Annotated in this window: 18 protein-coding genes; 11 read left to right on the forward strand and 7 right to left on the reverse strand. The window is 38.3% G+C overall.

Annotated elements, in window-relative coordinates:
- Positions 1–5 precede the first annotated feature (5 nt).
- Both FAZ19_RS13485 and FAZ19_RS13490 read left to right on the forward strand, forming a co-directional pair.
- Positions 6–1,013, forward strand: a complete 1,008-nt coding sequence (locus FAZ19_RS13485) for a glycosyltransferase family 9 protein (protein ID WP_136821278.1) — start codon at positions 6–8, stop codon at positions 1,011–1,013.
- Positions 1,014–1,826, forward strand: coding sequence for a glycosyltransferase family 2 protein (locus FAZ19_RS13490; protein ID WP_136821279.1), 813 nt, complete (start codon positions 1,014–1,016; stop codon positions 1,824–1,826).
- Between the two features lie 84 nt (positions 1,827–1,910).
- On the opposite strand, the gene FAZ19_RS13495 is transcribed toward FAZ19_RS13490, so the two are convergent.
- Positions 1,911–2,939: a CgeB family protein gene (locus FAZ19_RS13495; RefSeq protein ID WP_136821280.1), complete on the reverse strand. Its 1,029-nt coding sequence runs from the start codon at positions 2,937–2,939 to the stop codon at positions 1,911–1,913.
- A gap of 231 nt (positions 2,940–3,170) precedes the next feature.
- Here FAZ19_RS13495 and FAZ19_RS13500 point away from each other — a divergent pair, with 231 nt between their 5' ends.
- On the forward strand, positions 3,171–5,186 hold the full coding sequence (locus FAZ19_RS13500; RefSeq protein ID WP_136821281.1) for a glycosyltransferase: 2,016 nt from the start codon (positions 3,171–3,173) through the stop codon (positions 5,184–5,186).
- 16 nt (positions 5,187–5,202) lie between these two features.
- Here the strand turns inward: FAZ19_RS13500 and FAZ19_RS13505 are convergent, their stop codons facing one another.
- Positions 5,203–6,321, reverse strand: a complete 1,119-nt coding sequence (locus FAZ19_RS13505; RefSeq protein ID WP_229707606.1) for a glycosyltransferase — start codon at positions 6,319–6,321, stop codon at positions 5,203–5,205.
- Between the two features lie 428 nt (positions 6,322–6,749).
- Between FAZ19_RS13505 and FAZ19_RS13510 the strand changes: the two genes are divergently transcribed.
- Together FAZ19_RS13510 and FAZ19_RS13515 are read left to right on the forward strand one after the other, a co-directional pair.
- Positions 6,750–7,571 carry a glycosyltransferase family 2 protein gene (locus FAZ19_RS13510; protein WP_136821283.1) on the forward strand — a complete coding sequence of 274 codons (822 nt, stop codon included), beginning with the start codon at positions 6,750–6,752 and terminating at the stop codon, positions 7,569–7,571.
- Positions 7,568–8,368, forward strand: a complete 801-nt coding sequence (locus tag FAZ19_RS13515; RefSeq protein ID WP_136821284.1) for a glycosyltransferase family 2 protein — start codon at positions 7,568–7,570, stop codon at positions 8,366–8,368. The genes FAZ19_RS13510 and FAZ19_RS13515 overlap by 4 nt, the downstream gene beginning before the upstream one ends.
- A 9-nt stretch (positions 8,369–8,377) precedes the next feature.
- Here the strand turns inward: FAZ19_RS13515 and FAZ19_RS13520 are convergent, their stop codons facing one another.
- Complete coding sequence (locus tag FAZ19_RS13520) at positions 8,378–9,622, reverse strand: glycosyltransferase (RefSeq protein WP_136821285.1); 1,245 nt, start codon at positions 9,620–9,622, stop codon at positions 8,378–8,380.
- Positions 9,623–9,626: 4 nt separating this feature from the next.
- Positions 9,627–10,661 carry a glycosyltransferase family 2 protein gene (locus tag FAZ19_RS13525; RefSeq protein WP_136821286.1) on the reverse strand — a complete coding sequence of 345 codons (1,035 nt, stop codon included), beginning with the start codon at positions 10,659–10,661 and terminating at the stop codon, positions 9,627–9,629.
- A gap of 210 nt (positions 10,662–10,871) precedes the next feature.
- Here FAZ19_RS13525 and FAZ19_RS13530 point away from each other — a divergent pair, with 210 nt between their 5' ends.
- The 3 genes from FAZ19_RS13530 to FAZ19_RS13540 are packed head-to-tail and all read left to right on the forward strand — an operon-like array spanning position 10,872 to position 13,693.
- Positions 10,872–11,855, forward strand: coding sequence for a glycosyltransferase family 2 protein (locus FAZ19_RS13530; protein WP_136821287.1), 984 nt, complete (start codon positions 10,872–10,874; stop codon positions 11,853–11,855).
- Positions 11,852–12,712 (forward strand): alpha-1,2-fucosyltransferase, encoded by an 861-nt coding sequence (locus FAZ19_RS13535; protein ID WP_136821288.1) that lies wholly within the window; start codon positions 11,852–11,854, stop codon positions 12,710–12,712. Before FAZ19_RS13530 ends, FAZ19_RS13535 begins: the two co-directional genes overlap by 4 nt.
- Before the next feature lie 21 nt (positions 12,713–12,733).
- Complete coding sequence (locus FAZ19_RS13540) at positions 12,734–13,693, forward strand: DUF6492 family protein (protein WP_136821289.1); 960 nt, start codon at positions 12,734–12,736, stop codon at positions 13,691–13,693.
- 1,321 nt (positions 13,694–15,014) lie between these two features.
- On the opposite strand, the gene FAZ19_RS13545 is transcribed toward FAZ19_RS13540, so the two are convergent.
- The 3 genes from FAZ19_RS13545 to FAZ19_RS13555 all read right to left on the reverse strand — a co-directional run bounded on the left by FAZ19_RS13545 (position 15,015) and on the right by FAZ19_RS13555 (position 18,931).
- Positions 15,015–15,860: an SDR family oxidoreductase gene (locus FAZ19_RS13545; RefSeq protein WP_136821290.1), complete on the reverse strand. Its 846-nt coding sequence runs from the start codon at positions 15,858–15,860 to the stop codon at positions 15,015–15,017.
- 128 nt (positions 15,861–15,988) lie between these two features.
- Positions 15,989–16,399 (reverse strand): Rrf2 family transcriptional regulator, encoded by a 411-nt coding sequence (locus FAZ19_RS13550; RefSeq protein WP_136821291.1) that lies wholly within the window; start codon positions 16,397–16,399, stop codon positions 15,989–15,991.
- 141 nt (positions 16,400–16,540) lie between these two features.
- A complete protein-coding gene (locus FAZ19_RS13555; protein WP_136821292.1) occupies positions 16,541–18,931 on the reverse strand; it encodes a TonB-dependent receptor in 2,391 nt (796 codons plus the stop codon).
- 124 nt (positions 18,932–19,055) lie between these two features.
- Here FAZ19_RS13555 and FAZ19_RS13560 point away from each other — a divergent pair, with 124 nt between their 5' ends.
- The 3 genes from FAZ19_RS13560 (at position 19,056) to FAZ19_RS13570 (ending at position 21,217) form a co-directional block, all read left to right on the forward strand.
- Positions 19,056–20,159 carry a hypothetical protein gene (locus FAZ19_RS13560; RefSeq protein ID WP_136821293.1) on the forward strand — a complete coding sequence of 368 codons (1,104 nt, stop codon included), beginning with the start codon at positions 19,056–19,058 and terminating at the stop codon, positions 20,157–20,159.
- 77 nt (positions 20,160–20,236) lie between these two features.
- The gene (locus tag FAZ19_RS13565; protein WP_136821294.1) at positions 20,237–20,689 is read left to right on the forward strand and encodes a GNAT family N-acetyltransferase; all 453 of its coding nucleotides are present in this window, start codon (positions 20,237–20,239) and stop codon (positions 20,687–20,689) included.
- A gap of 30 nt (positions 20,690–20,719) precedes the next feature.
- Positions 20,720–21,217, forward strand: a complete 498-nt coding sequence (locus FAZ19_RS13570; protein WP_136821295.1) for a SixA phosphatase family protein — start codon at positions 20,720–20,722, stop codon at positions 21,215–21,217.
- Positions 21,218–21,336: the final 119 nt, after the last annotated feature.

A 21,336-nucleotide genomic window follows, 5' to 3' on the forward strand; every position in this document is an offset into this window, starting at 1 on the left:
CATCCATGAAGCGCATCATCGTAACCCGCTTTTCAGCTATGGGCGACGTGGCTATGGTCGCTTCCGTCTTAAAGGAATTCATCACACAGCACGACGATGTAGAGATAATCATGGTGTCTCGAAAGCTTTTTGCTCCTTTCTTCGCGGATATTCCCCGCGTTCGCTTTCATCCTATCGATCCCAAAGGAAAACATAAAGGCGTTTTAGGTTTATACCGATTATTTCGAGAGCTAAAGGGTTATAAATCATTTTATGTGGCGGATCTGCACAATAATCTGCGCAGCCGTTTTCTGGATTTTTTATTCCTTACCTCAGATTATTCCGTCCGCATATTAGACAAAGGGAGATCGGAGAAAAAGGCATTAACGCGGAGCGAAAACAAAGTTTTAAAACCCTTAAAACCGACAACAGAGCGTTATGCAGATGTCTTCAGGCGATTGGGTTACAGCTTTAAATTAGATCATGAATTACCCCGCGTAAATCGTGAAGCTCCCGAAGAATATACTGCTATTTTTGCATCAAGAGTCAAGACCATCGGAATAGCTCCATTTGCGCAACATCCATACAAAGTGTTTCCATTAGCCAAAATGGAAGATCTGATCGGACAACTTTCGGAAAAGGATTGTTGCATCTTTCTATTCGGTGGCGGTGAAAGAGAAAAAGAGATCTGTGCGAAATGGTCGAATCAATATGATCATGTGATAAACACGGTTGGTCAATATTCACTTGCACAGGAACTGGATATTATTGCTAATTTAGATCTGATGGTAAGTATGGATAGCTCGGGTATGCATATGGCCTCATTAGTTGGCTCGAGATGTGTGTCTATCTGGGGAGCGACACATCCTTATGCAGGATTTTTAGGCTACGGTCAACGGTTGGAGGACTGTATACACGTAGAACATCCAGCAAGGCCCAGCTCCGTATACGGCAACAAACCCTGTGATTGTGATGGTGTGGAAGCCATTGATTTGGTAAGTGTACAGATGGTAATGGAAAAAATAAACTTATAAATGGACCAAAAAAAGACTACGCTATTAATATCTACATATAATTGGCATAAAGCGTTAAGGTTATGTTTTGATAGTGTATTAGTACAAACCGTTTTACCTGATGAAATATTGATAGCTGATGATGGTTCTAAAGAAGACACAAGAAACACGATAGATGAGTTCAGATTAAGAACATCTATACCAATCAAACATATTTGGCAGGAAGACGAGGGGTTTCAATTGAGCAAAATACGTAATAAAGCAATTGCTCAAAGTGAATGTGACTATATTATCCAAATTGACGGAGATATCATAATGGATAAACATTTTATTCAAGACCATTTAGGATTAAAAAAGAGCAATTGCTTTATTATAGGAAGTCGTGCGCTATTATCTGAAGCGTATTCATTAGAAATCTTGGGGGCTGAGGAAGTATTACATGAATCAGATTTAAAGAAAAACACGAAAAACACATTAAATGCAATTCGTATTCCTTCTCTAACGAGAATATTGTCACCATACTATAAAACATCTGGGAAACATAAATATTATGCTAAAGGTTGCAATATGTCATTTTGGAGGGATGCATTTTTAGCAGTAAACGGATATAATGAAGATATTTCGGGATGGGGGTCTGAAGACGAAGAATTAATTGCAAGATTATTTAAACTGGGCCAAGAAAAATTATTCCTAAAATTCGGTGCTATTGCGTACCATATATGGCATCCAATTGCTACTAGAAATAACAAGGAAAAAAATAATCTGATATTTCAAAAAACCATACGAGCTACTGAATTTAGAATTTCTAATGGCATCAACAAGTACTTAAAGTAGCCGAAGAACTCATAGTAAACATTCTCTTGAAAGTATACTTCCACAACATTCACTATTTAACATCGTGACGTAGCAATTAGAAATCTATTGTCGAGATACGGGTAAAAATATAGGCACGTAAGGCTTAATATCCAATACGTAGCTTATCCAATTTTTAAAACTATATTTATTGACAATAACGGGATCTAAATCGACATAAGGCTTCTTTACAAATTCAGAAAGGCCTTCAAAACTTTCATCCTTGACAATAAAAATATTATTGGGGTGGTAAAAATCATATTTATCTACTTCAACATTGTCCGTAATTAACTTCTTTCGACTTCCCAAGGCCTCAAACACACGAAAAGACAAGCCCTGATGGACATTTTGTAAAAAATCAACTAATATCCTGGATTTTTTCACATTATAAATGTTTTGTTCATATGAAACATATTCATTGGAAATGGTGAAGGCTGAATTTTTATATCTTTGAATGTATCGTTCTTTATCTGTTACTATATGAATCAAATAGTTAAAATTATTTTGTTGAAGAAATTCAGAGAACTTGGATATTAAATCTATTCGCTCTTTAACAAATGAACCTACGTAATACAAATCCAAGGTACATTCTTGAACAGATTCAGAATTCAAGTAAAAATTAGTACACGGTAGAATATTAGGAACTAAATTCAGGTCATCTGGATCAAAAACGAAAAAGCGATCAAATAACGGAATTAATTTTTGAATTGCAGGAAACCGGTGTACCCCATCCCATTGATAGCCAACCAATATTTTCGATTTTTCTTTTATGAGATTTACAACCTCAGCTGGATAAAAATCCGCTCTTATCATAAGCGCAAAATCTACCTTATTCTTCAGAGAGCCCACAATTTTAGCGATATGTTTCCCATTGGCTTGGTACTTTAGTTGATTCTTATACGATTTATCGTTTAAAACGACTTTCCTAAACAAATTATACAATCTGTCCCAGATTCGCGCATACTTAAAACTATTTGAAAACGGAACCCCAATTACCGTGAAACCAAAATTTTCTAGTTCTTTTTTTAGTTCCCTATATAAAAACCAATCCGGCATTGCCAAAAGTATGGTTTTATCCTCTCCTATAAGCTCCATAAATTAATAACAAAAATATCTGATATTTATAAAAAAACGCAATAAATAATTGAATAGTTACTCATTTGTCTGAAAATAGATATACTGGAACAAATAAAAGCATTTCGAAATAAAAAGGGGCTATAAAATTTGGCAAGTCACAAAGATATACTGTATTGTGAATTATTCAACACAATTTTTATTTACTATTTTTGATCCGAAGTATATCCTTTTATAGATAGAAATAAAAAAATGGGAATCAGGGGGCCGATCCGGTATTTTGTACAAAAGCTTAGACGAATAGAACAGACAAAAAAAAGTCATCGCATATCGATAGATAAACCGACGCTTGTCGACCGTATTCCTGTTATCTTTCCTGTTTTTTCAAAACCTTTTGCGTCAATAGTAATCGTATTTCACAACAATAAAACATTCATCAGAAACTGCTTATCATCCATAACGAAAAATCTGCCAAAACAAAGTTTCGAAGTCATAGTTATTGATGACAATAGTTCTGAAACCTTCGATTTCTCAGATATTAAAAACATTCATCTGATCCACAACAAAACCACTTTAGGATTTTCTAAAAGTGTAAATTTAGGAATCGAAAATGCCCGAGGAGAGTATATCTACCTCCTAGACAGTAATGCAATGGTTTTGGAAGGTTTTTTAGATGAATTAGTCGAAGTATTTGGAAAAAGCAATAATGTGGGAGCCGTTGGTTCTTTATTATTGAATTCAGATGGCTCCTTACAAGAGGCAGGATCATTATTTTTGAAAGATTTCCAAAGTTCGCAGATCGTCGACATCCATCCATACTATCCGCAGGTAAATTATGTATATCAAGTAGATTTTTGCTCTTTTGACAGTATAATATTCAAACGTGTGTCACCAAACGGAGAGCTTAACTTCATTGATGAAACACCTCCATCCTCTTTTTTTAAAGAAGCTCCTTTTTGCCTCAGACTAAAACATGGTCAAGGGAAAGATATATTTATCAGTCCATTCTCAAGGGTTATTAGCTTTAACGAACGAAATAATATAATACCGGCAGACAGTACTCTGTCCAATTATACGCATCACCGTAGCTTAAACGAAAGATGGAACCGTCACTTATCAGTAATACAAGCGAAAGAAAGGCGGGAACGATTCTCTGAATTATACAACAATAAGACGATTGTGTTTTTTCACGACCGAATCCCTGAATACGACCGATATTCCGGAGATTTAAGGCTAACAGAAATAATTACAGCTTTTAAAAATCTAGGGTATCATATTACATTAATTACACCTAAAAACAGGATAGATAACCCTTATAATGCTTTTTTTCAAAAACTTGGAGTCTGTGTATTCTATGAATACAAGCTGTTTAATGAATTAAATAACTTTTCAAATGGAATTCCTGCCGGTGCTTCTATTTGCTGGCTTTCAACGGCTTCCATGTTTATAAAATATTATAACGTGGCAAAAAAATATTGGCCGGAAGCTAAACTAGTATTTGATATGGTTGACATCCATCACCTTAGATTCAAACGAGCTTTGGAACACGACCCTAATAGCAAATTTTTCAAAAATGAGTATGCTAGGAATTTAGTTTTGGAAAAGAGGGCTTCGCAAAAAGCTGATATTACCATCCCAATTTCCCAACAAGAGGCTGAATATATGGATCAATTTTGTTCGCCAAAAAAAATGATCGTAATTTCCAATATTCATTATCCTAAGGTAAAACTAAGTGAAATTACAAATTTCGAAAAGCGAGATGGTTTATTCTTTATTGGATCACTCCACCACCCTAACATCGATGCAGTCCAATTTCTGATAAATGAGATCATGCCCGCTGTGTGGGAAACTCTACCAAACATCAAGCTACATATTGTAGGGAATCTCAATAAGGTAATGAAAGAAATAAAACATCCTAATATAAAGTTCTACGGTCACGTTCCTGATGTCAGCGTACATTTCTTAAAACATAAAATTATGGTTGCTCCTTTGCGATCGGGCGCAGGTGTCAAGGGAAAAATAGGTCAAGCATTCGAATACTATCTACCCGTGGTAACAAGTACAATTGGCGCAGAAGGGATGAGTCTAGTAGATGGAGAAAATGCGCTTCTAGCCGAAACGGCGCAACAATTTGCTGATAAGATAATACGACTATATACCGACAAACAACTATGGATCTCTCTTGGATCTAATTCTAAAAATAGTCTGAGACCTTTTTCTAAAGAAACACTGTTAAAAAGAATTCAAGAAATAGAAAAGAATGATTAATTCCCGCTTTTTACTTCTAATCTAGAAATACATTATCCAATACATTTTTTTCGGCTTCCGTAGAATAATGCAGCCTATGAAAATTTAATCCGTACCGTTCGTGCATTTGATAATAGTCTTCATCGGACAACAAACGTCGAATTTGATATGCAAACTCCGCTGCTGAATCGGCAACTATGCACCCATTTTCACTTTTATTAACGAGACCGTCCACGCCCCTCCGCGTCGTAACTACGGGCAATCCGTAGGATAGAGACTCTAGTACCTTAATCTTGATGCCCGTACCAGAAAGCATAGGGCAGATAGTTAGCTTACTGTAACGATATAGTTGATCAACATCCTCGACTATACCCAACTTCACCACTCCTTCATAATCTCCTATTTTAGTGCATATAGGACCGGCAATATAAGTTTTTACACCATTCAACTGGGGTAGCACCTCTGACAAATACCATTCTATACTCCTTTGATTGTGCGGGTTATCACTTGCTACATACACGACATCAAATCGAACATCCCTATTCCTAATCATTCGCTTTGGAAACGAAACCGGAATAAGGGTGACTTTATTCGCATCAGTAAATTGTTCAAAAATATATTGCTCTTCAACAGAATATGTCCAAATTTCATCGAACTTATTGAGCACCTTAATCTCCTTTTCCAGTTGTTTTCCAATTAAATTTTTGGAAGATTGGTCTTTAAACTGTAAAGTCATAAAATCATGGGTATCTAAAATTAGATACGCACCCATACTTCGATCTACTAGATTACCCCATGTCGCATAGCTTACTACAACAATATCATACTTACTCTTTTCGATAATTCGGCGAACCTGTTTTCGATAGTGAAAAGTCGTTAAATCAATTGGATTTTTTATGGCAAAAAGCTTGGGGATTTTATACTCGATTATATATTTAAAGATTTTTTTTGAAGGGACCTTTCGCTCTATTAGATGTAAGGATATGTGAGGAAAGCGAACTTTAAACTGCTTTATTTCCTTCTCTGTCCATTCGTCCCAGTGTAATACTGATGCAAAATCTACTTCTAAAGTTTCATGATTTCTTTCAAAATAATCCAGCATTTGATTGCATCTGGTCACGTTACCCGCTTTCCCTATTAAAGGGTTATTTGGCATAATATATAAAATACGCTTCTTCTTTTTTATAACCATTTTCTTGTAAAAGGATCCTATGACTGTGGACCTAAAAAACACCTTTAATTAATAACATGGGAAAAGTCACATTTTATTACAAGTATTAAATGCTAACAAACTTCACCAATGCTGTTATATAACGAAAAAACACTTTTAAACGCTTCAAGTAATCTTAAATAAAAAGATATCTCTTTAAAAGTTAGCTGACTAAATTAATAAAAACATTCATCTGGTACGATCAAGATTTCTATACTTCAATATATTTAAATTTTCCCAGCACAAGTCCATTGACGATTAAAAAATCCTCAATTTTCTATTCCATTCTAAATGTACTGACTATTCTGTATTTTTGCATCATTCCGGTTACAGATCAATAACAAAAACACAACCAGAATTAACAAAACGTTACAATGCTAAAAAAATGCTCGCTTATCATATCTACATACAATTGGCCAGAAGCTTTAGAGTTAACATTATTGAGCATACAACAACAAACAATTATGCCATCCGAGGTAATAATTGCCGATGATGGCTCTAGCAATCCGACAAAAAAAATAATCGACTCATTTAAAAACAAGTTTCCGGTTCCCATTATTCATGTATGGCATGAAGATAACGGATTTAGACTTGCTACCATTCGCAACAAGGCTTTCTCCCACGCGTCGACAGATTACATTATCCAGATTGATGGAGACGTAATCTTACATAAAAGGTTTATTGAGGATCATGTCTTGGCCGCAAAAAAAGGACGGTTGCTACAAGGTTCAAGGGTACTATTAGGACCGACTTACTCAAAAACACTATTAGATCGAAAAAGTGTAGAGGTTAATATTTTACAAACCGATATAAAACGGCGGGAAAATGGCTTTCGATCCATATTTTTATCTAATTATCTTTTGACTAAATACAAAAACCGTTATCCGGAGTATTACGCACGAGGAGCAAATATGTCCTTTTGGTTAGCAGATATTATAGCAATAAATGGATACAATGAAAATTTTGAAGGCTGGGGCCATGAGGATAGCGATCTGACACTACGATTGATAAACAATGGCGTAAAAAAGTCTGTCATTAAATTTGCGGCAATCGTATATCATATTTACCACATCGAGCAAAAAAAGGGCGATCTGGAAGATAAGAATAAACAATTATTGGAGGATACGCGACGGACACGTATATCCTGGACATCATTCGGCATGGACAAATATTTAAAAGATGGCAATCAAAAATGAAAAAAATCCCCACCATTAGTCTAATCGTATCGACATATAATTGGCCGGAAGCTTTGGAGAAATGCATACAGAGTATTTTAAAACAGACGCAGCTTCCAAATGAAATCCTTATAGCGGATGATGGTTCAGAAGACGCTACCCAAGAAATTATTGAAAGATTAAAACAGGAATCTCTAATACCTATTGTCCACGTATGGCATCCGGATAATGGATTTCGATTAAGCGCTATACGTAATAAAGCTATTTCTCAAGCCAGATACGATTATATCATACAAATAGATGGAGACATTATTATAGATCGGAACTTTGTAGTCGATCATTTGGCGTTATCTCAAAAAAAAGCGTTCTTATGTGGTAGCCGTGTACTTCTCTCGGAAGCATATAGTGCACAACTTCTGAGTCAACCTATTGTTGAAAATCTCAATAAGCTCAACTTCCCGTTGGGATCTATTTTGAACAGTTTGAGAATTCCATTCCTTTCGGAGTTAATGGCAGATCGCTATAAAAAAAATCAACCTCGGGCACTAAGGGGATGCAACATGTCTTTTTGGAAAAACGATCTTATTGAGATAAACGGATACAACGAATCCATTCAGGGCTGGGGCAGTGAAGACGCCGAGCTCGCCATCCGTTTAATCAACAACGGTATCAAAAAAAGATTTCTAAAATTCGGAGCGATAGCTTATCATATTTTTCATAAAGAGAACAGCAAATCCAATCTTCAGGAGAATGAAATAGTTTTTCGGCATGCTGTCGAAAACCAAACAACATGGATAACACAGGGCATCAAAAGTTAGAATCGTTATTTAAGAACGTGTAACTGTCTGAATCAGTTCATTCCATTGGGATAAAATATGCTCAGGGGTATGTTTCCTAATTGCAAAATGAGCGTTCATTCCCATTCGTTGCCTCAGCCCGCTATCCTGTACCATCATCTCCAGATGACTGCGCATTTCGGCTAGATCAGCGGCTAAAAAACCATTTTTGCCGTGTTCAATCATTTCATTTACACCACAACAGTCGGTAAGTCCCACGCTAGGAAGCCCCACATACATCGCCTCTGCTAGTGCTAAAGGAAAACCTTCATGTCTGCTAGGAAAAATAAAAATATCGCCTTGTTGCAAGACTTGCGACGGTTGATCTGTAAATCCCTTTAAAAATATTCGATTTTCAAGATTTGCATCCTTTATTTTCTGGAACAATACAGCGTAATCTTCTCCTTCGCCCCAAAATTCTAAATCCCAATCAGGATACTTATGAGCTATTTCCCCGAAAGCTTCAATAGCTATATGTTGCTGTTTATGACTGCCGACCAAGCGTCCCAGATGCAAAATTTTATATCTATCTTTCTCTTCTAAATGGTCCACCACATTAGTATCCCCCATATCCAATATAGGATTAGGAATAGTTCGGCTTATGCCATTAAACGTGGGTGGTAAAAAATCTTGATAACTATCAAATAGTACCTGAATACCCGCTAAATTTTTAAAAGCATCCTTCAGCAACGACATTTCCAGCTCGCTTCTATACCATAATACATCGGTATAATCGTGGTCAGGTCGTCCATTCGTCGAGTTAATAATAGGAATATTAATATTGTTCTTGTAAGTCAATTCTAGTACAGAACTGATGGTCATTGTTACTATTAAATCAGGTCGAGTGTGATCAAGATAAGATTTCCAGACTTCACTTCGATGGCTTAAATTAAATTCATGCAAGCCGTCTTTGCCTCCATACCGTACATACCTCACTTTATTGAACAGTTTTGCGTATTTTTTACGAAGTTTATACTTTATCCATAGCAATGGATTTTTTCCTCTGTAATTAATTAAAGGCTTTATTTTTTTCTGTATGGCTGTTTTATCATAAATATTAGTGACGACAACTCTTTCATCCAAGGGAAATATGGGATCTCCTTCAATATTCTCGTTAGTAGCAATCTCTACCTGCCAGCCAAAAGTTACGAAACCATTAGCTAAAAAGCAGCAAATCCGCTCTGTCCCTCCTGATCCATTAATGAAACTCTCGTGTTGAACCAATAGTATTTTCATTCGCTTAAAATTTCGCATTAACCTTCTTCCGTAAACTTCTTCTAAAACCACTCAGTGGAACAAATCGCACTAAAAACAAATAAAATTTCTTAATTACCCGCCTACTTTTAACGTATTTGTAATACCGCTTATCAAATTCATTATGGGTGGATGAATAAACAAAATCTAAAAAAGGTACACTTAATTTTACTTTATCTTTTTCTGGAAGATAAGGAAGGACATGCTTAAACATAAAATCTGTAATCAAACCGTGTAGATATTGTTTCTGGGAATCATCCAATTCGAGCGCCAAATACCTAAATTCAAATGGTTCGTGCTCTACGAAACGAGCTAAATGTAAGGAATGCGACTTTTGCGGATCATATTTAGTATAAAATCTTACTAGAATATCAAACCACAGTGGAATCTGACGTAATACTTTCCAACTTTGTTTTTTGATTTTACTATGATTTTGATTCGGATGTTGTCTATAATTATATATCCCCTGTGGATTAAGCGATACATGATCTGTCAATAACAAAAGTTGATGAGAAAATACCCCGTCTTCTCCCGGCTGGATATTTTCGGGGAACCTCACTTCCGGATATTTACGCAGAAAATCCATACGTAACATCTGCGCCCAAGTGGAAAGCACCCTTACCTTTTGAAACCGCTTACAAAAATAGTCACCTATTACGACGAGATCGCTATTATTCCTTTTTGCAGTATCATATGAACTTTTTATAAAACCTTTATCTATGGTATCATCTGAATCCATAAAAAAAACATATTCTCCACGTGCCATTTCTAGCCCCTTGTTTCTAGCTATAGAAACTCCAGAATTTTCTTGATCAAGATATTTTATTCGTTGATCCTTTAGAGTAAATGCTTTACAGATTAAATCCGATTCATCAGTACTACCGTCATTTACCAAGATAAGTTCAAGATCTTGAAGGCTTTGGTTCAAAACGCTTTCAATTGCCTCTTGCAAAAAATCCGCTGTATTATAGACAGGCATGACGACAGAAACCTCAACCGTTCGCTTTACTAAATTCTCCATTCTCAGCGCGAAATTACGTAATTATTTCCAATGGTTATACTGGTTCCGCGTCGAGAATAGTACATCTTATCTGCGTAAAAAGCTTATTGATAATTGTGTAAGAGCTATAGTTACACCTTATCAAAAAGTTACTATATTTAGCCCCATTTTGATGAGTAAGACAAACAGATTTTGACAGATAGAAACTACAATTTACTAGTCACTGTCTTTATGACAGCATATAACTCCTCATCGTATATCGGTGAAGCAATAAACAGCATTTTAAAACAATCTTATTCTCACTTCGAGTTTATAATCGTCAACGACGGCTCTACGGATAATACACAGAAAATTATCGATAGTTTCGACGACAAACGAATAAAATGCATACAAAACCCCACAAATCAGGGACTATCTGTCTCTAGAAATATAGCTTTAAAAGAAGCCAATGGAGTCTATCTAGCAATTTTAGACAGCGATGACATCGCCTTTCCTGACCGGTTAGAAAAACAGGTCAGTCATCTTGAGAAAACGCCTGATCTTGCCTTACTCGGCGGAAAAGCCGTTATTATAGATAGCTTTGGAAACGAAACCGGTGAAATATTGGAAATCCCTCACCAATCCGAAAATGTACATGCGTTATTATTTTTTAAAAACAAATTCGTGCATTCCAGTGTCATGATGCGGACGGCTGTTTTTAAAGAAATGGGAGGTTATCAAAGCGAAGGACTAGGAGAAGATTATGACCTTTTCGTACGCATATCACATCAATATAAGGTCGATAACTTACCTGAATACCTCGTAGCATACAGAAAACATCCTACCAATATATCCAAAACTGGACATTCTGATGAACACCGTGAGCTTTTTCCGATAAAAGCAAAACAGTTAAAAGCGCTGCACATACCAGACAAAATAGAATATCTCCATATCCTGATTAGTGACATTCGAAAGTTAGATTATTCTGTTGCATATTTTGCAGATTTCTATTGCTTACTCATTGAACAAAACCTAAAACTGAATTTATACAATTCTGATTTGTTTGGCAGGTTAATATTTCAACAATGGTATGATGTCGTTCGATTAAAAAGTGAATCTAAAGCCTTCTTTTTACTCTTCAAAAAACCTATTTTTAAATGGGAGTATGTTACGTTCAAGCAAATAAGAAAAACATTTAAGCTATCATTGAAATATTTATTCAGAATAAAGAAATGAAAATTGTCAAATTTGTAGGTGGTCTGGGAAATCAAATGTTTCAATACGCATTCTACCTGACGCTTGCTAAAAAATTTAAGCACGTCAAAGCTGATTTAGGAGAATATAATCTACACGAAATACATAATGGATTTGAATTAGAAGATATATTTCCTATAAAGCTGAACCGAGCAACTAATTTCGAACTAAATTTATTGCTCCCTACCAACCGAAAATGGATCTGGCGTAAGTTAAGGCGGATTGCGGGCACCCGAACAGCGTATTGGGAAGATAGCCCAGAGTTTCAATTTCATGAACATCTATTGAAGAACAAGCAATCTCAATATTATAACGGGTATTGGCAAAATGTCGCATATATAAATCTTGTAGAAGATCAAATACGGGCAAGTTTCCTATTTCCTATAATGGAAGACGAAAAAAATAGTACCATTAAATCCATTATTCAAAATCATTCCAATACAGTGTCTGTGCACGTACGGCGGGGAGATTACAATGATCATGTTACCTTAGGAGGTATATGTACGAATGAATATTATCAGAAAAGTATCACCTACATGAAAAACAAATTGGAAGAGCCTCTATTTATTTTTTTCTCCAACGATATAACCTGGTGCAAACAAAACTTTCGGGATCTGAATGCTCAATTTATCGATTGGAATATAGGAAAAGATAGCTTCAGGGATATGCAACTGATGAGTTTTTGCACTCACAATATTATAGCAAATAGTTCATTTAGCTGGTGGGCTGCTTGGTTAAATCAAAACCCTTCGAAAATAACCGTAAGTCCTAACAAATGGATAAATGTTCCAAATTTAGACACTTCCGGAATGATTTTACCCTCATTTATTACTTTTTAAGGTTCAGGAACAATGTGTACAATGAATACCCGAACTCCTCTTCCGACATCTTATGAAATCGTGGTTTGTATAGGTCCACAACATCTAGAGATCGCAAAAACGACAATTAGATATTTATATAGACTATTCGACATACAGCGCATTATCGTAATCATCAACCCGAGGTATTTCCAGCAGTTCACAGCCCTAAAAGCAGAAATTCCTATCTTAGCTTTAGTTGACGAAAACACGCTGTTTGATAGTTTTAACTTCCATTCCATTTCACAATATATGCTGCAGAGATTAGGAGACGATAAAAGATCGGGGTGGTATTTTCAACAGTTCCTCAAGATGGAAGCGCACAAATTAGTAAATACTGCGTATTATCTGATATGGGATGCAGATACGGTTCCCCTAGCGCCTATCAATTTCTTTAAAGATCAGCATTCGGTTTGGATCCACCCGGGGGAAGAGCATCACCAGCCTTACTTCGACACCTTATACCGTTTACTTGGTATTCCGCGGATAGCAACTAATTCTTTTATCAGCGAGCACCTTATGGTATCTAAAAAAACAATGCGTTTGTTGATCGAATCTTTTCAAAAGAAATCGTTAGTACAACCATGGCCATTGCTTGTCTTAGAGAGCATTGATGAAAAGCAGCTCCCCTTCTCCGGGTTTTCTGAATATGAAACCTATGGCAATTTCGCATTAGTCCATTTTCCCGATCAAGTAACCGTACGGAAAAATACCATGGAAAAAATCAAATCCTATCGACACGGAAGTCAGCTATTTGGAAATCAACCTAACGAAGAATCTTTATATGTACTGAAAGAAATGGGATTCCATTACGTAACTTTTGAGGTGTGGGATCAGGTGGATAAAAAAACGATTAGAAAAAATGAAAAGATAGCATGGCTATTTAACTTCTTACATCGAAACAATTTCCCACCTTTCTTAACCAACAAAATTCTACAAAAGGTAACAAAACAGTTGGCGTAAAAAGCTCCTTTTTCATTCATTAAAATAAACCTTCGCGATTCCATTATCGTCTAACAACAAAAAGTTCTCATGAATCCAACTCATTTCAAGCTATTCATTATCGTATTGTTCTCTATATTATCTGCGACGCAATCCTCCGCTCAAGTAAGCTCAACTCATTTCATGTCTAACAAAGACCTTACAATGGGGATCAGAGTGAATAATATCATATTCTGTGTTAATAACATCGGTCAACTGATAGACACCCGATTAACCATGGGCAGTATACAGATGCCGACTACTACGACCGCTTTGATAATGTCACTAAACAAGGAAAGATAAAACAAATAGGCGACATTACTTTCGATTACTACGACAATTTTGATCGTGCTGAACTCCGTGGCCGTCTAAAATCAATCAACAGCACGGTTATCACCTATTATGACACCTTCGATCGCAGCGAACTCAAGGGAAAAATAAAGTCGGTCGGCGACATCAATATCAGTTATTACGACGTCTTTGATGATAAAACACTCGTAGGTAAACTAAAAGCGGTAGGCACGCTTCGAATAACTTTTTTTGATAGATTTGATAACGAGAAAGCCGGAAGGATTAAATCCATATCGGGGAGCACAGATGCTGTATTCTTATATAAAATGTAACTACACCCTATTGTATATACCTCTTCTCTCCTAGACTAAATAACAACTAATCACATTACTATAAATCCTGTTGGGGTCAGCCGATACATGTGCCACTCTGAACTCATATGCTGTAAACTTTTCAATGGTACAGCTGGATTTCATACTAAGATAGACTTGCCATTTCGCTTGTTCTTCCTCTTTGCGATACTCAAACTGGTATACCCGGGCCGGTTTCCAAGGTTTTATACGCAGCTCTACATGGTTCGAGCCGATCTCCGGGATGGCCCTTAAATTTTTCGGCTTTGGTGTAGCCCCAATGCGTTGAGGCTCTTTTGACGGTATAAAACCGGCAGCAAGGATGATACCTTCATCTTCTTTAGCTATCTTGCTTACGTAGAAAGATAATAAACGAACAATATCCTGTAATGCAGTCTGCTTTTACGCGCGAATCAATATCGCCCTTTTGTCCGGGTAACTTGCCTCAGTGACAGCTTGCCTGAATTCTAGTAGGGCATCCTGCAATAAGACAACCGAGGTTGCGAATAGTAGCATATACCTCTTTCCTATCACTATGGTAGCATACCGAAGCCTTGTCTTGTTTGTGCTAATTCTAAAATATAAAAATGAAAAAACTATGGCGAATCGATTATAAAGATCGATTCGCCATTCGGTTCAAAAACGCCCAGCATCATTAACGCTTACGCTAACGCTTCTTTTACCGCTTCTGTTAGCGATGTGGTTGGATGTCCGATTAGGGCTGAGAGCTGTCTCGAATCATCATACAAATCATTATTCGCTGCCCCTACATCGAAGGAAGCATACATCGCTGCTACACCTCCTGGGAGACCAAAGCCTTTTAAAGCCTCAGCATAATCCGCTTCCGATAAATTACGATAAGGAATCTCCTTTCCTGTTTGAAGAGAAATCTCAGCTGCTAAATCTGCCAATGTATATGCCGTATCTCCAGCTAGCTCATACACCTTGCCGCTATGCGATTGATCAATTAACACGACCGCTGCAGCTTCGGCATAATCCGTCCGTGTCGCAGACGCTATTTTACCTTCTGCGGCACTGCCGATTAGTGCGCCACCTGCTAAGGCACCTGGAATAGATGCGGTATAATTCTCCGTATACCAGCCATTACGTAAAATGGTGTACGCTATCCCGGATGCAGCTAAGGCTTCCTCTGTTGCTAGATGTTCCTCAGCCAGAACTAAAGACGACGTGTCCGCATGAAGTAAACTGGTATATACAATCCATTTAACTCCAGCTTCTTTCGCTGCATGGATTACATTTTGATGCTGTATGCTGCGCTGACCAATCTCATTGCTTGAGATAAGTAGCAAATGATCGATACCATTTAACGAAGCTGCTAATTCCGCTGACTCGTTGTAGTCAAATGCCCGACCTTCAATACCTAAATCTGAAGCCTTCTCCGGATTACGCACTAATGCGACTAAAGAGTCTGCACTTGTTCTTTCTTTCAATTTTTCGACTACCAAACGACCTAGTTGTCCAGTAGCTCCTGTAATTCCAATTTTCATCTAATTATTTTTTTTATGGTTGATGAGACCTCGATGTGAATAACGATTGTCCTCTGCGTCAATGTTATTTACGTCTCGGTTTCATTTTTATTTGTAATAAACTTTGTTACATTTTAGACTAAAAAAAATCAACGGAATTTTCGCGCGAAATCTTCCAAGGTTTTTCCGCTCAGTGAATCCATAACCAACTGGTCTGTTGCTGAAAAGAGTATCGCCAATTCCTTATTAATATCTTTACCAACAGGACACTTAGGACTTGGATTGAGATTTTTCTTCCCCAGGACTTCCGAATTTTTAACAGCGCAATATACATCAGCTAGCGAAATTTCTTTACTTGATTTATTTAACCTAGATCCCCCTTCTTTGCCTTTACGCCCCACTACCATTCCCCTTTCTTGCAATACACTCAACTCCTTCCGCACCATGGCAGGATTGATGTTGATACTGCCTGCAATCCAATCCGAATTGACCCACTCTTCTGGACTATCCGCCAAAATCGTCAAGATATGTACTGCAGTTGCAAATCGTGTGTTGTTCATGATGAGACAAAGATAAGGGCATTTTTCTTAACTGTAACAAAAACTATTACAATTAAATAGAATTTGACTTTTACGTTACAATCACGTCAGTCTTTTTCTCATAAACAGCAGCACACTTTATCAAGCATTTAACATCCAACGCTATATAACAACTTTGATCCCTAAGGAAATATTCCGGCTAGGAAGCGGCGCCAGATACTTTAAGAACGAATTCTGCGGACGGGCTTCCACATCAAGTAAGTTGTTTCCATATGCATACCATTCGATGGTATATCCAACTATCTGCATCGGGTAGCTTATACGAGCAGCGAGTAAGGAGTAGGCCGGCATAGGAGGTTCGGGGTTGATGTTCTTTCCGAGATAACGTTGTTCGAGATAACGATCAAATGAACAAAAAACTGCAAAGCGATTTAGCAGAGCGCCCATCGAAAGACCATATCGACTGGTAGGCAAATTAGGCATGTAGTCGCCTTCCGCCCACTGCCGCATACTATCATCGGCCGTATTCCTGTTCTTAACCAAATCAAAATAAGTGGATATTTCCCAGCTCCGGCCTTTCTTCCAGCTATGTTTGTATCCAAGCTGCGTTTCCATGCCATTAATTTCGGTGTCTGATGCTCTCCATTCCTTAACCAAAAAGCCCCCGGATCGCGAGATACCGGTATGCGCTAGGTACAAGTAATTCTCAAAAGTTGTCTGGTAGTAAGTCGCGTTAAAATGCAGTCCTTTGTATTGCAATCCACCGCCCAGTTCATATGAACGTGCAATTTCTTTGGGTAGCCGATCATCGCCGTTTTCTTCAACTAAGATAGCAAAGTGATTATTTCCGGCATACAGCTCGTTGACATCTGGCGCACGCTCTGCATGACTAACCGACCCCTCTAGATAGGCTATCTTCCATACGTTCCACCTCAGGTCGCCCGTAAAGTGATTTAAATGAAAATCTCTAGCAGAGAGTTTTCCACCCGCCATTCCACGACTGGTTTTATACGTGGCGTCGCGTATCGCCCGCCGGCCCACCCAGTCGTGCCGATAACCGACATTGACCACGAGAGGATTGAAGTCCAGTTTTTGCAGGGTGAAAGCGCCCACTTCACGGCTTTGGTTATTGGGAATATACCGTTGTACACCATCGCCATCTATTTTCAAATGAGAAAAATCAAGGCCGCTCATACCCTTCCAAAACTTCAAGACCTGTTGTTCCACTTCGGTACGGAACGTATGCCTGTTGGTATTGAATTTGTTTACCCGGTAGATGCCAACCAGCTCACGGTCATCGGCATACTGGAACACATAGTTTAACTTCACACCCGTGATCATCGACGATGCTGGTCGATAAACCGATTCGAAGAGCAAACTATGTGACAGGGCTCTCGTATTAATCGGTGCATATTCAGGTGCTTGCGCTACAGGCTCATGTGTATGCTTTGGTATCGTCGCCAGGGCAAATCCGGGTATTCCATAATAACCTTCTGACGCCCGGTAACCTACCCCGATCCGATAGTTACTGCGAATATAGCTGCTTCCCACATTCACTGCCCGGCTTTCCGAATGGCTGTTGGGCATGATGCCTTTTTTTACCGGCGCATAATCGGAAATACCTTTTACAATGGTAGTCGAGAGCGGGGTGCTGGGATCTTGTCCAGCTACATACTTATCATTTATTGGGTTGGGTATCCGTACACCACCGATCACGGAGTGATCCTGAAAGGTGTAAAGATCTGCCTCGGAAAGATCCCAGCGGGGATCACTCATATAATCCAAAACGAACTGGCTTAGATAGGGATATAAGCTTAGGTTGCGTATTGTTTCTGAATCTACATGAACCTGGGCCATTGCCTGGGTAAGATGATCAATGGCTGGGTCGTAAGCAATTGGTGCTTTGGTATTCCCCGGTATACGCAGATCGTTGTTCTGCTGGTTCATTCCGCCGATATGCCACGCCCATCGCTTGCCCAAATTACCATTCACATCTACCGCCTGTCTATTACCACTGTTTGTTCCGGCTTCTACGGTAGCCCGACCATACCATGTATTCGGAAACATAAATTCGGGAATGGTATTATCGCGCATATTTACTGCACCTCCAATAGCCTTACCTCCATATAATACGCTAGCACCTCCTTTGTAGACATCTATGCCTAAAAGGTTATCCATATCAACATTAATATTTACGTTGGGTGTTATACCCGATAAATCATGAAAGGATAAGCCATTAGATAAGACTTTGACCCGATTGCCACTTAGGCTCCGGATCATCGGCGTACCGGAGTTAGGACCGAAATAAGCGTTTTGTACTCCGGGCGTATAGCTAAGTGCTTCGCCCAATGTACGCGACTGCACCCGATCTAAAGTTACGCGGTCGATAGAGGTAACATTTCCCTTAGATGGTTTGTATCCAACAACAACCGCAGTGGGCAGTTTGATGTTGTCGACGCTATCCCGGCCGGTCTTTTCCTGGGCTTCAGTCACATTGGAAATAGAGCAGAATGTCCCCAAGAGAAGCACGTTAAGTAAAAAGCTTTGTTCCATCGTATGATTGACTTAAAATATGTATTTGCTATTAATTGCTGCAAAAATATAAAAACAAAACAATAATGCAACTATGTTGCTTTATTTAAAACATCTCACTACCTTCGCAAAAAAAACAACATATATGAAACTCAAACACTACAACAGAAAGATGCTTTTTATCGGTATCTCGACATTACTCCTCATTACATCGTCGTGCAGTAAGGATGAACAAGCGCCTCCTGTAGAAAAGGCACTGGAATTACCGGCAGAAATTAGTCTAAGCTATGGCGAGGAGAAAACGCTTACCTTACCTTCTACCTTTACCGAGCAGGGAAATCTTTCCCTAAAGGTCGAATTTAGTAAAACCGAAAATATACAGATCAACGCGTCGAGTAGACTACATGATAAGTTGAACGGCGCTATCCGTATCGACGATCAAGAAGGGAAAGTATACATCAACAGCGCGCTATTATACCCCAACGGATCTGTGTCTTCGATCAGTGGCGTACGCATCCCGGAAAACTATCAACTTACGGTTATTGCATCTGCTTCGAACGGTTCTACCATAGGTGAGCAGACCATATCAGTCAGAGTGAGCCCCGGCAAGGTGGGGATAAAAGGGCACGAACATACAGGAGAGCTTTCCTATGCTTATGTACTGTATAGTGATAAAGGGGCGGACTTTGAATTGGAGGCTCCAGCGATAGCTTCTGCAGGAACTACCTGGTATTTACCAAACCCAGCCGGTGAAGAGGGAATAGTTCAACTGGAAGGCAATCAAATCCAGTTCGCTAGCACAGCGGGCGATCCCGCCCAGAAAGCCGAAATGGAGTATGATCTTTCACCTGCGCTACAGAAAGATGGTTTTACGATTGCTTCGACTACATTTAGGGTCATATTTATTCCACAGATCAAATTCTTTTACGGCATCTATTACCCCGAATATAACTTGACCATTCGCCATGATTTTCTTCATATTGGGCTGTCTAATGGTTATTTGTCTGCCGCACCAACTTTATATCCGGAGAAATATAAATCCACCTTTGCTATCATTTCGATTGAAAAAGACGGGCAAACATTTGAAAATAAAGATGGTATCTTCGAAATAAATATGGAAACCGGTAGCGTGAAAGTGAAAAAAGACGATTCGCTTCAGGCAGGCAGTTATAAAATAACGGTAAAAGCCATTACCACGACCGGCCTTACCTTTATAACCGACCTCACATTATCTATGTCAACGGGTTAAGTTGAACAAGAAGAACTCTGTTGCATACTTCTTATCTTTTGCGAGGTGTGTTTTTGTTTTGTATATTGGTTTAACTTATGGACAATATCAAGATAAGACAATACCTCGCAAGCGATAAAAGTCGGCTTTTAGAACTTCTAATGCTAAATACACCAAAACACTTTGCAGAAAGCGAATATGCCGACTTCAACAAATACCTGGATACGGAGATCGAGCAGTATTTTGTCGTCGAACTAGACGGAATAATAGTTGGCGCAGGAGGTATTAATTTTGAGAATAACCATAAAATCGGTAAAATTAGTTGGGATATTATTCACCCAGATTTTCAGGGCTTCGGTATAGGACGCAAATTGCTTCAACACCGCATTGTCCTATTAAAATCAATCAGCAGCATAGAGCGTATTTTAGTAAGAACATCTCAATTCGCATTCAAATTTTACGAGAAAAACGAGTTTATCGTAAACGAAGTTCATAAAGATTATTGGGCAGATGGTTTTGACCTTTATCACATGATATACAAAAAAAACTGAAAACCTTATTAAATTTTGCTAAATTTAATAATGGAAACAAAATCAATCTATATTGTACGCCATGCCAAGGCGGAAGATCATTCCCTTTCTAAAAGAGATTTTAATCGTGATTTGATCAACAAAGGAAAAGAACGGGCGCACCGAATCGCGACGGAACTAGCCCCGCTAGTAACTGTCAACGAAAAAACATTAGTAATATCATCACCAGCGAATCGCGCCATACAAACAGCCGAAATCTTCTGTTCCATTCTGGGATATCCGGCAGAAAAGATCCAAATGGAAATAAATATTTATGAAGCGCACTACCTGGACATCCTTCGGGTGATAAATAACCTTACCGGTTCATACGAATCAATTTGGGTCTTTGGCCACAACCCCGGTTTGTCAGATCTGACGAACTACCTGTGCGATAGTCAGGTTGATCTCTTAACGGCTAATGTCGCTATTATTGGACTCGAAAACGAAGTGGACTTTGCATCCTTAGCTGGAAGTACAGGAAATTTGAAAACCGTTTTAGACGGACAATAACAAAAAATGCTGAAAACTATAATCGCAATACGCTGTTAGTTGTTATATAACCCATTGGATCATATCCAAATGGACGAACCGGAAAATTCGCGACCGATGTTACACATAATGGTCCCCAT

The sequence above is a fragment of the Sphingobacterium alkalisoli genome, assembly GCF_005049105.1.
Taxonomy (GTDB): Bacteria; Bacteroidota; Bacteroidia; order Sphingobacteriales; family Sphingobacteriaceae; genus Sphingobacterium; species Sphingobacterium alkalisoli.

Coding starts and splice junctions, on each gene's coding strand:
- FAZ19_RS13485 (WP_136821278.1), top strand. CDS start 6: ATGAAGCGCATCATCGTAACCCGCTTTTCAGCTATGGGCGACGTGGCT.
- FAZ19_RS13490 (WP_136821279.1), top strand. CDS start 1,014: ATGGACCAAAAAAAGACTACGCTATTAATATCTACATATAATTGGCAT.
- FAZ19_RS13495 (WP_136821280.1), bottom strand. CDS start 2,939: ATGGAGCTTATAGGAGAGGATAAAACCATACTTTTGGCAATGCCGGAT.
- FAZ19_RS13500 (WP_136821281.1), top strand. CDS start 3,171: ATGGGAATCAGGGGGCCGATCCGGTATTTTGTACAAAAGCTTAGACGA.
- FAZ19_RS13505 (WP_229707606.1), bottom strand. CDS start 6,321: ATGCCAAATAACCCTTTAATAGGGAAAGCGGGTAACGTGACCAGATGC.
- FAZ19_RS13510 (WP_136821283.1), top strand. CDS start 6,750: ATGCTAAAAAAATGCTCGCTTATCATATCTACATACAATTGGCCAGAA.
- FAZ19_RS13515 (WP_136821284.1), top strand. CDS start 7,568: ATGAAAAAAATCCCCACCATTAGTCTAATCGTATCGACATATAATTGG.
- FAZ19_RS13520 (WP_136821285.1), bottom strand. CDS start 9,622: ATGAAAATACTATTGGTTCAACACGAGAGTTTCATTAATGGATCAGGA.
- FAZ19_RS13525 (WP_136821286.1), bottom strand. CDS start 10,661: ATGGAGAATTTAGTAAAGCGAACGGTTGAGGTTTCTGTCGTCATGCCT.
- FAZ19_RS13530 (WP_136821287.1), top strand. CDS start 10,872: ATGACAGCATATAACTCCTCATCGTATATCGGTGAAGCAATAAACAGC.
- FAZ19_RS13535 (WP_136821288.1), top strand. CDS start 11,852: ATGAAAATTGTCAAATTTGTAGGTGGTCTGGGAAATCAAATGTTTCAA.
- FAZ19_RS13540 (WP_136821289.1), top strand. CDS start 12,734: ATGAATACCCGAACTCCTCTTCCGACATCTTATGAAATCGTGGTTTGT.
- FAZ19_RS13545 (WP_136821290.1), bottom strand. CDS start 15,860: ATGAAAATTGGAATTACAGGAGCTACTGGACAACTAGGTCGTTTGGTA.
- FAZ19_RS13550 (WP_136821291.1), bottom strand. CDS start 16,399: ATGAACAACACACGATTTGCAACTGCAGTACATATCTTGACGATTTTG.
- FAZ19_RS13555 (WP_136821292.1), bottom strand. CDS start 18,931: ATGGAACAAAGCTTTTTACTTAACGTGCTTCTCTTGGGGACATTCTGC.
- FAZ19_RS13560 (WP_136821293.1), top strand. CDS start 19,056: ATGAAACTCAAACACTACAACAGAAAGATGCTTTTTATCGGTATCTCG.
- FAZ19_RS13565 (WP_136821294.1), top strand. CDS start 20,237: ATGGACAATATCAAGATAAGACAATACCTCGCAAGCGATAAAAGTCGG.
- FAZ19_RS13570 (WP_136821295.1), top strand. CDS start 20,720: ATGGAAACAAAATCAATCTATATTGTACGCCATGCCAAGGCGGAAGAT.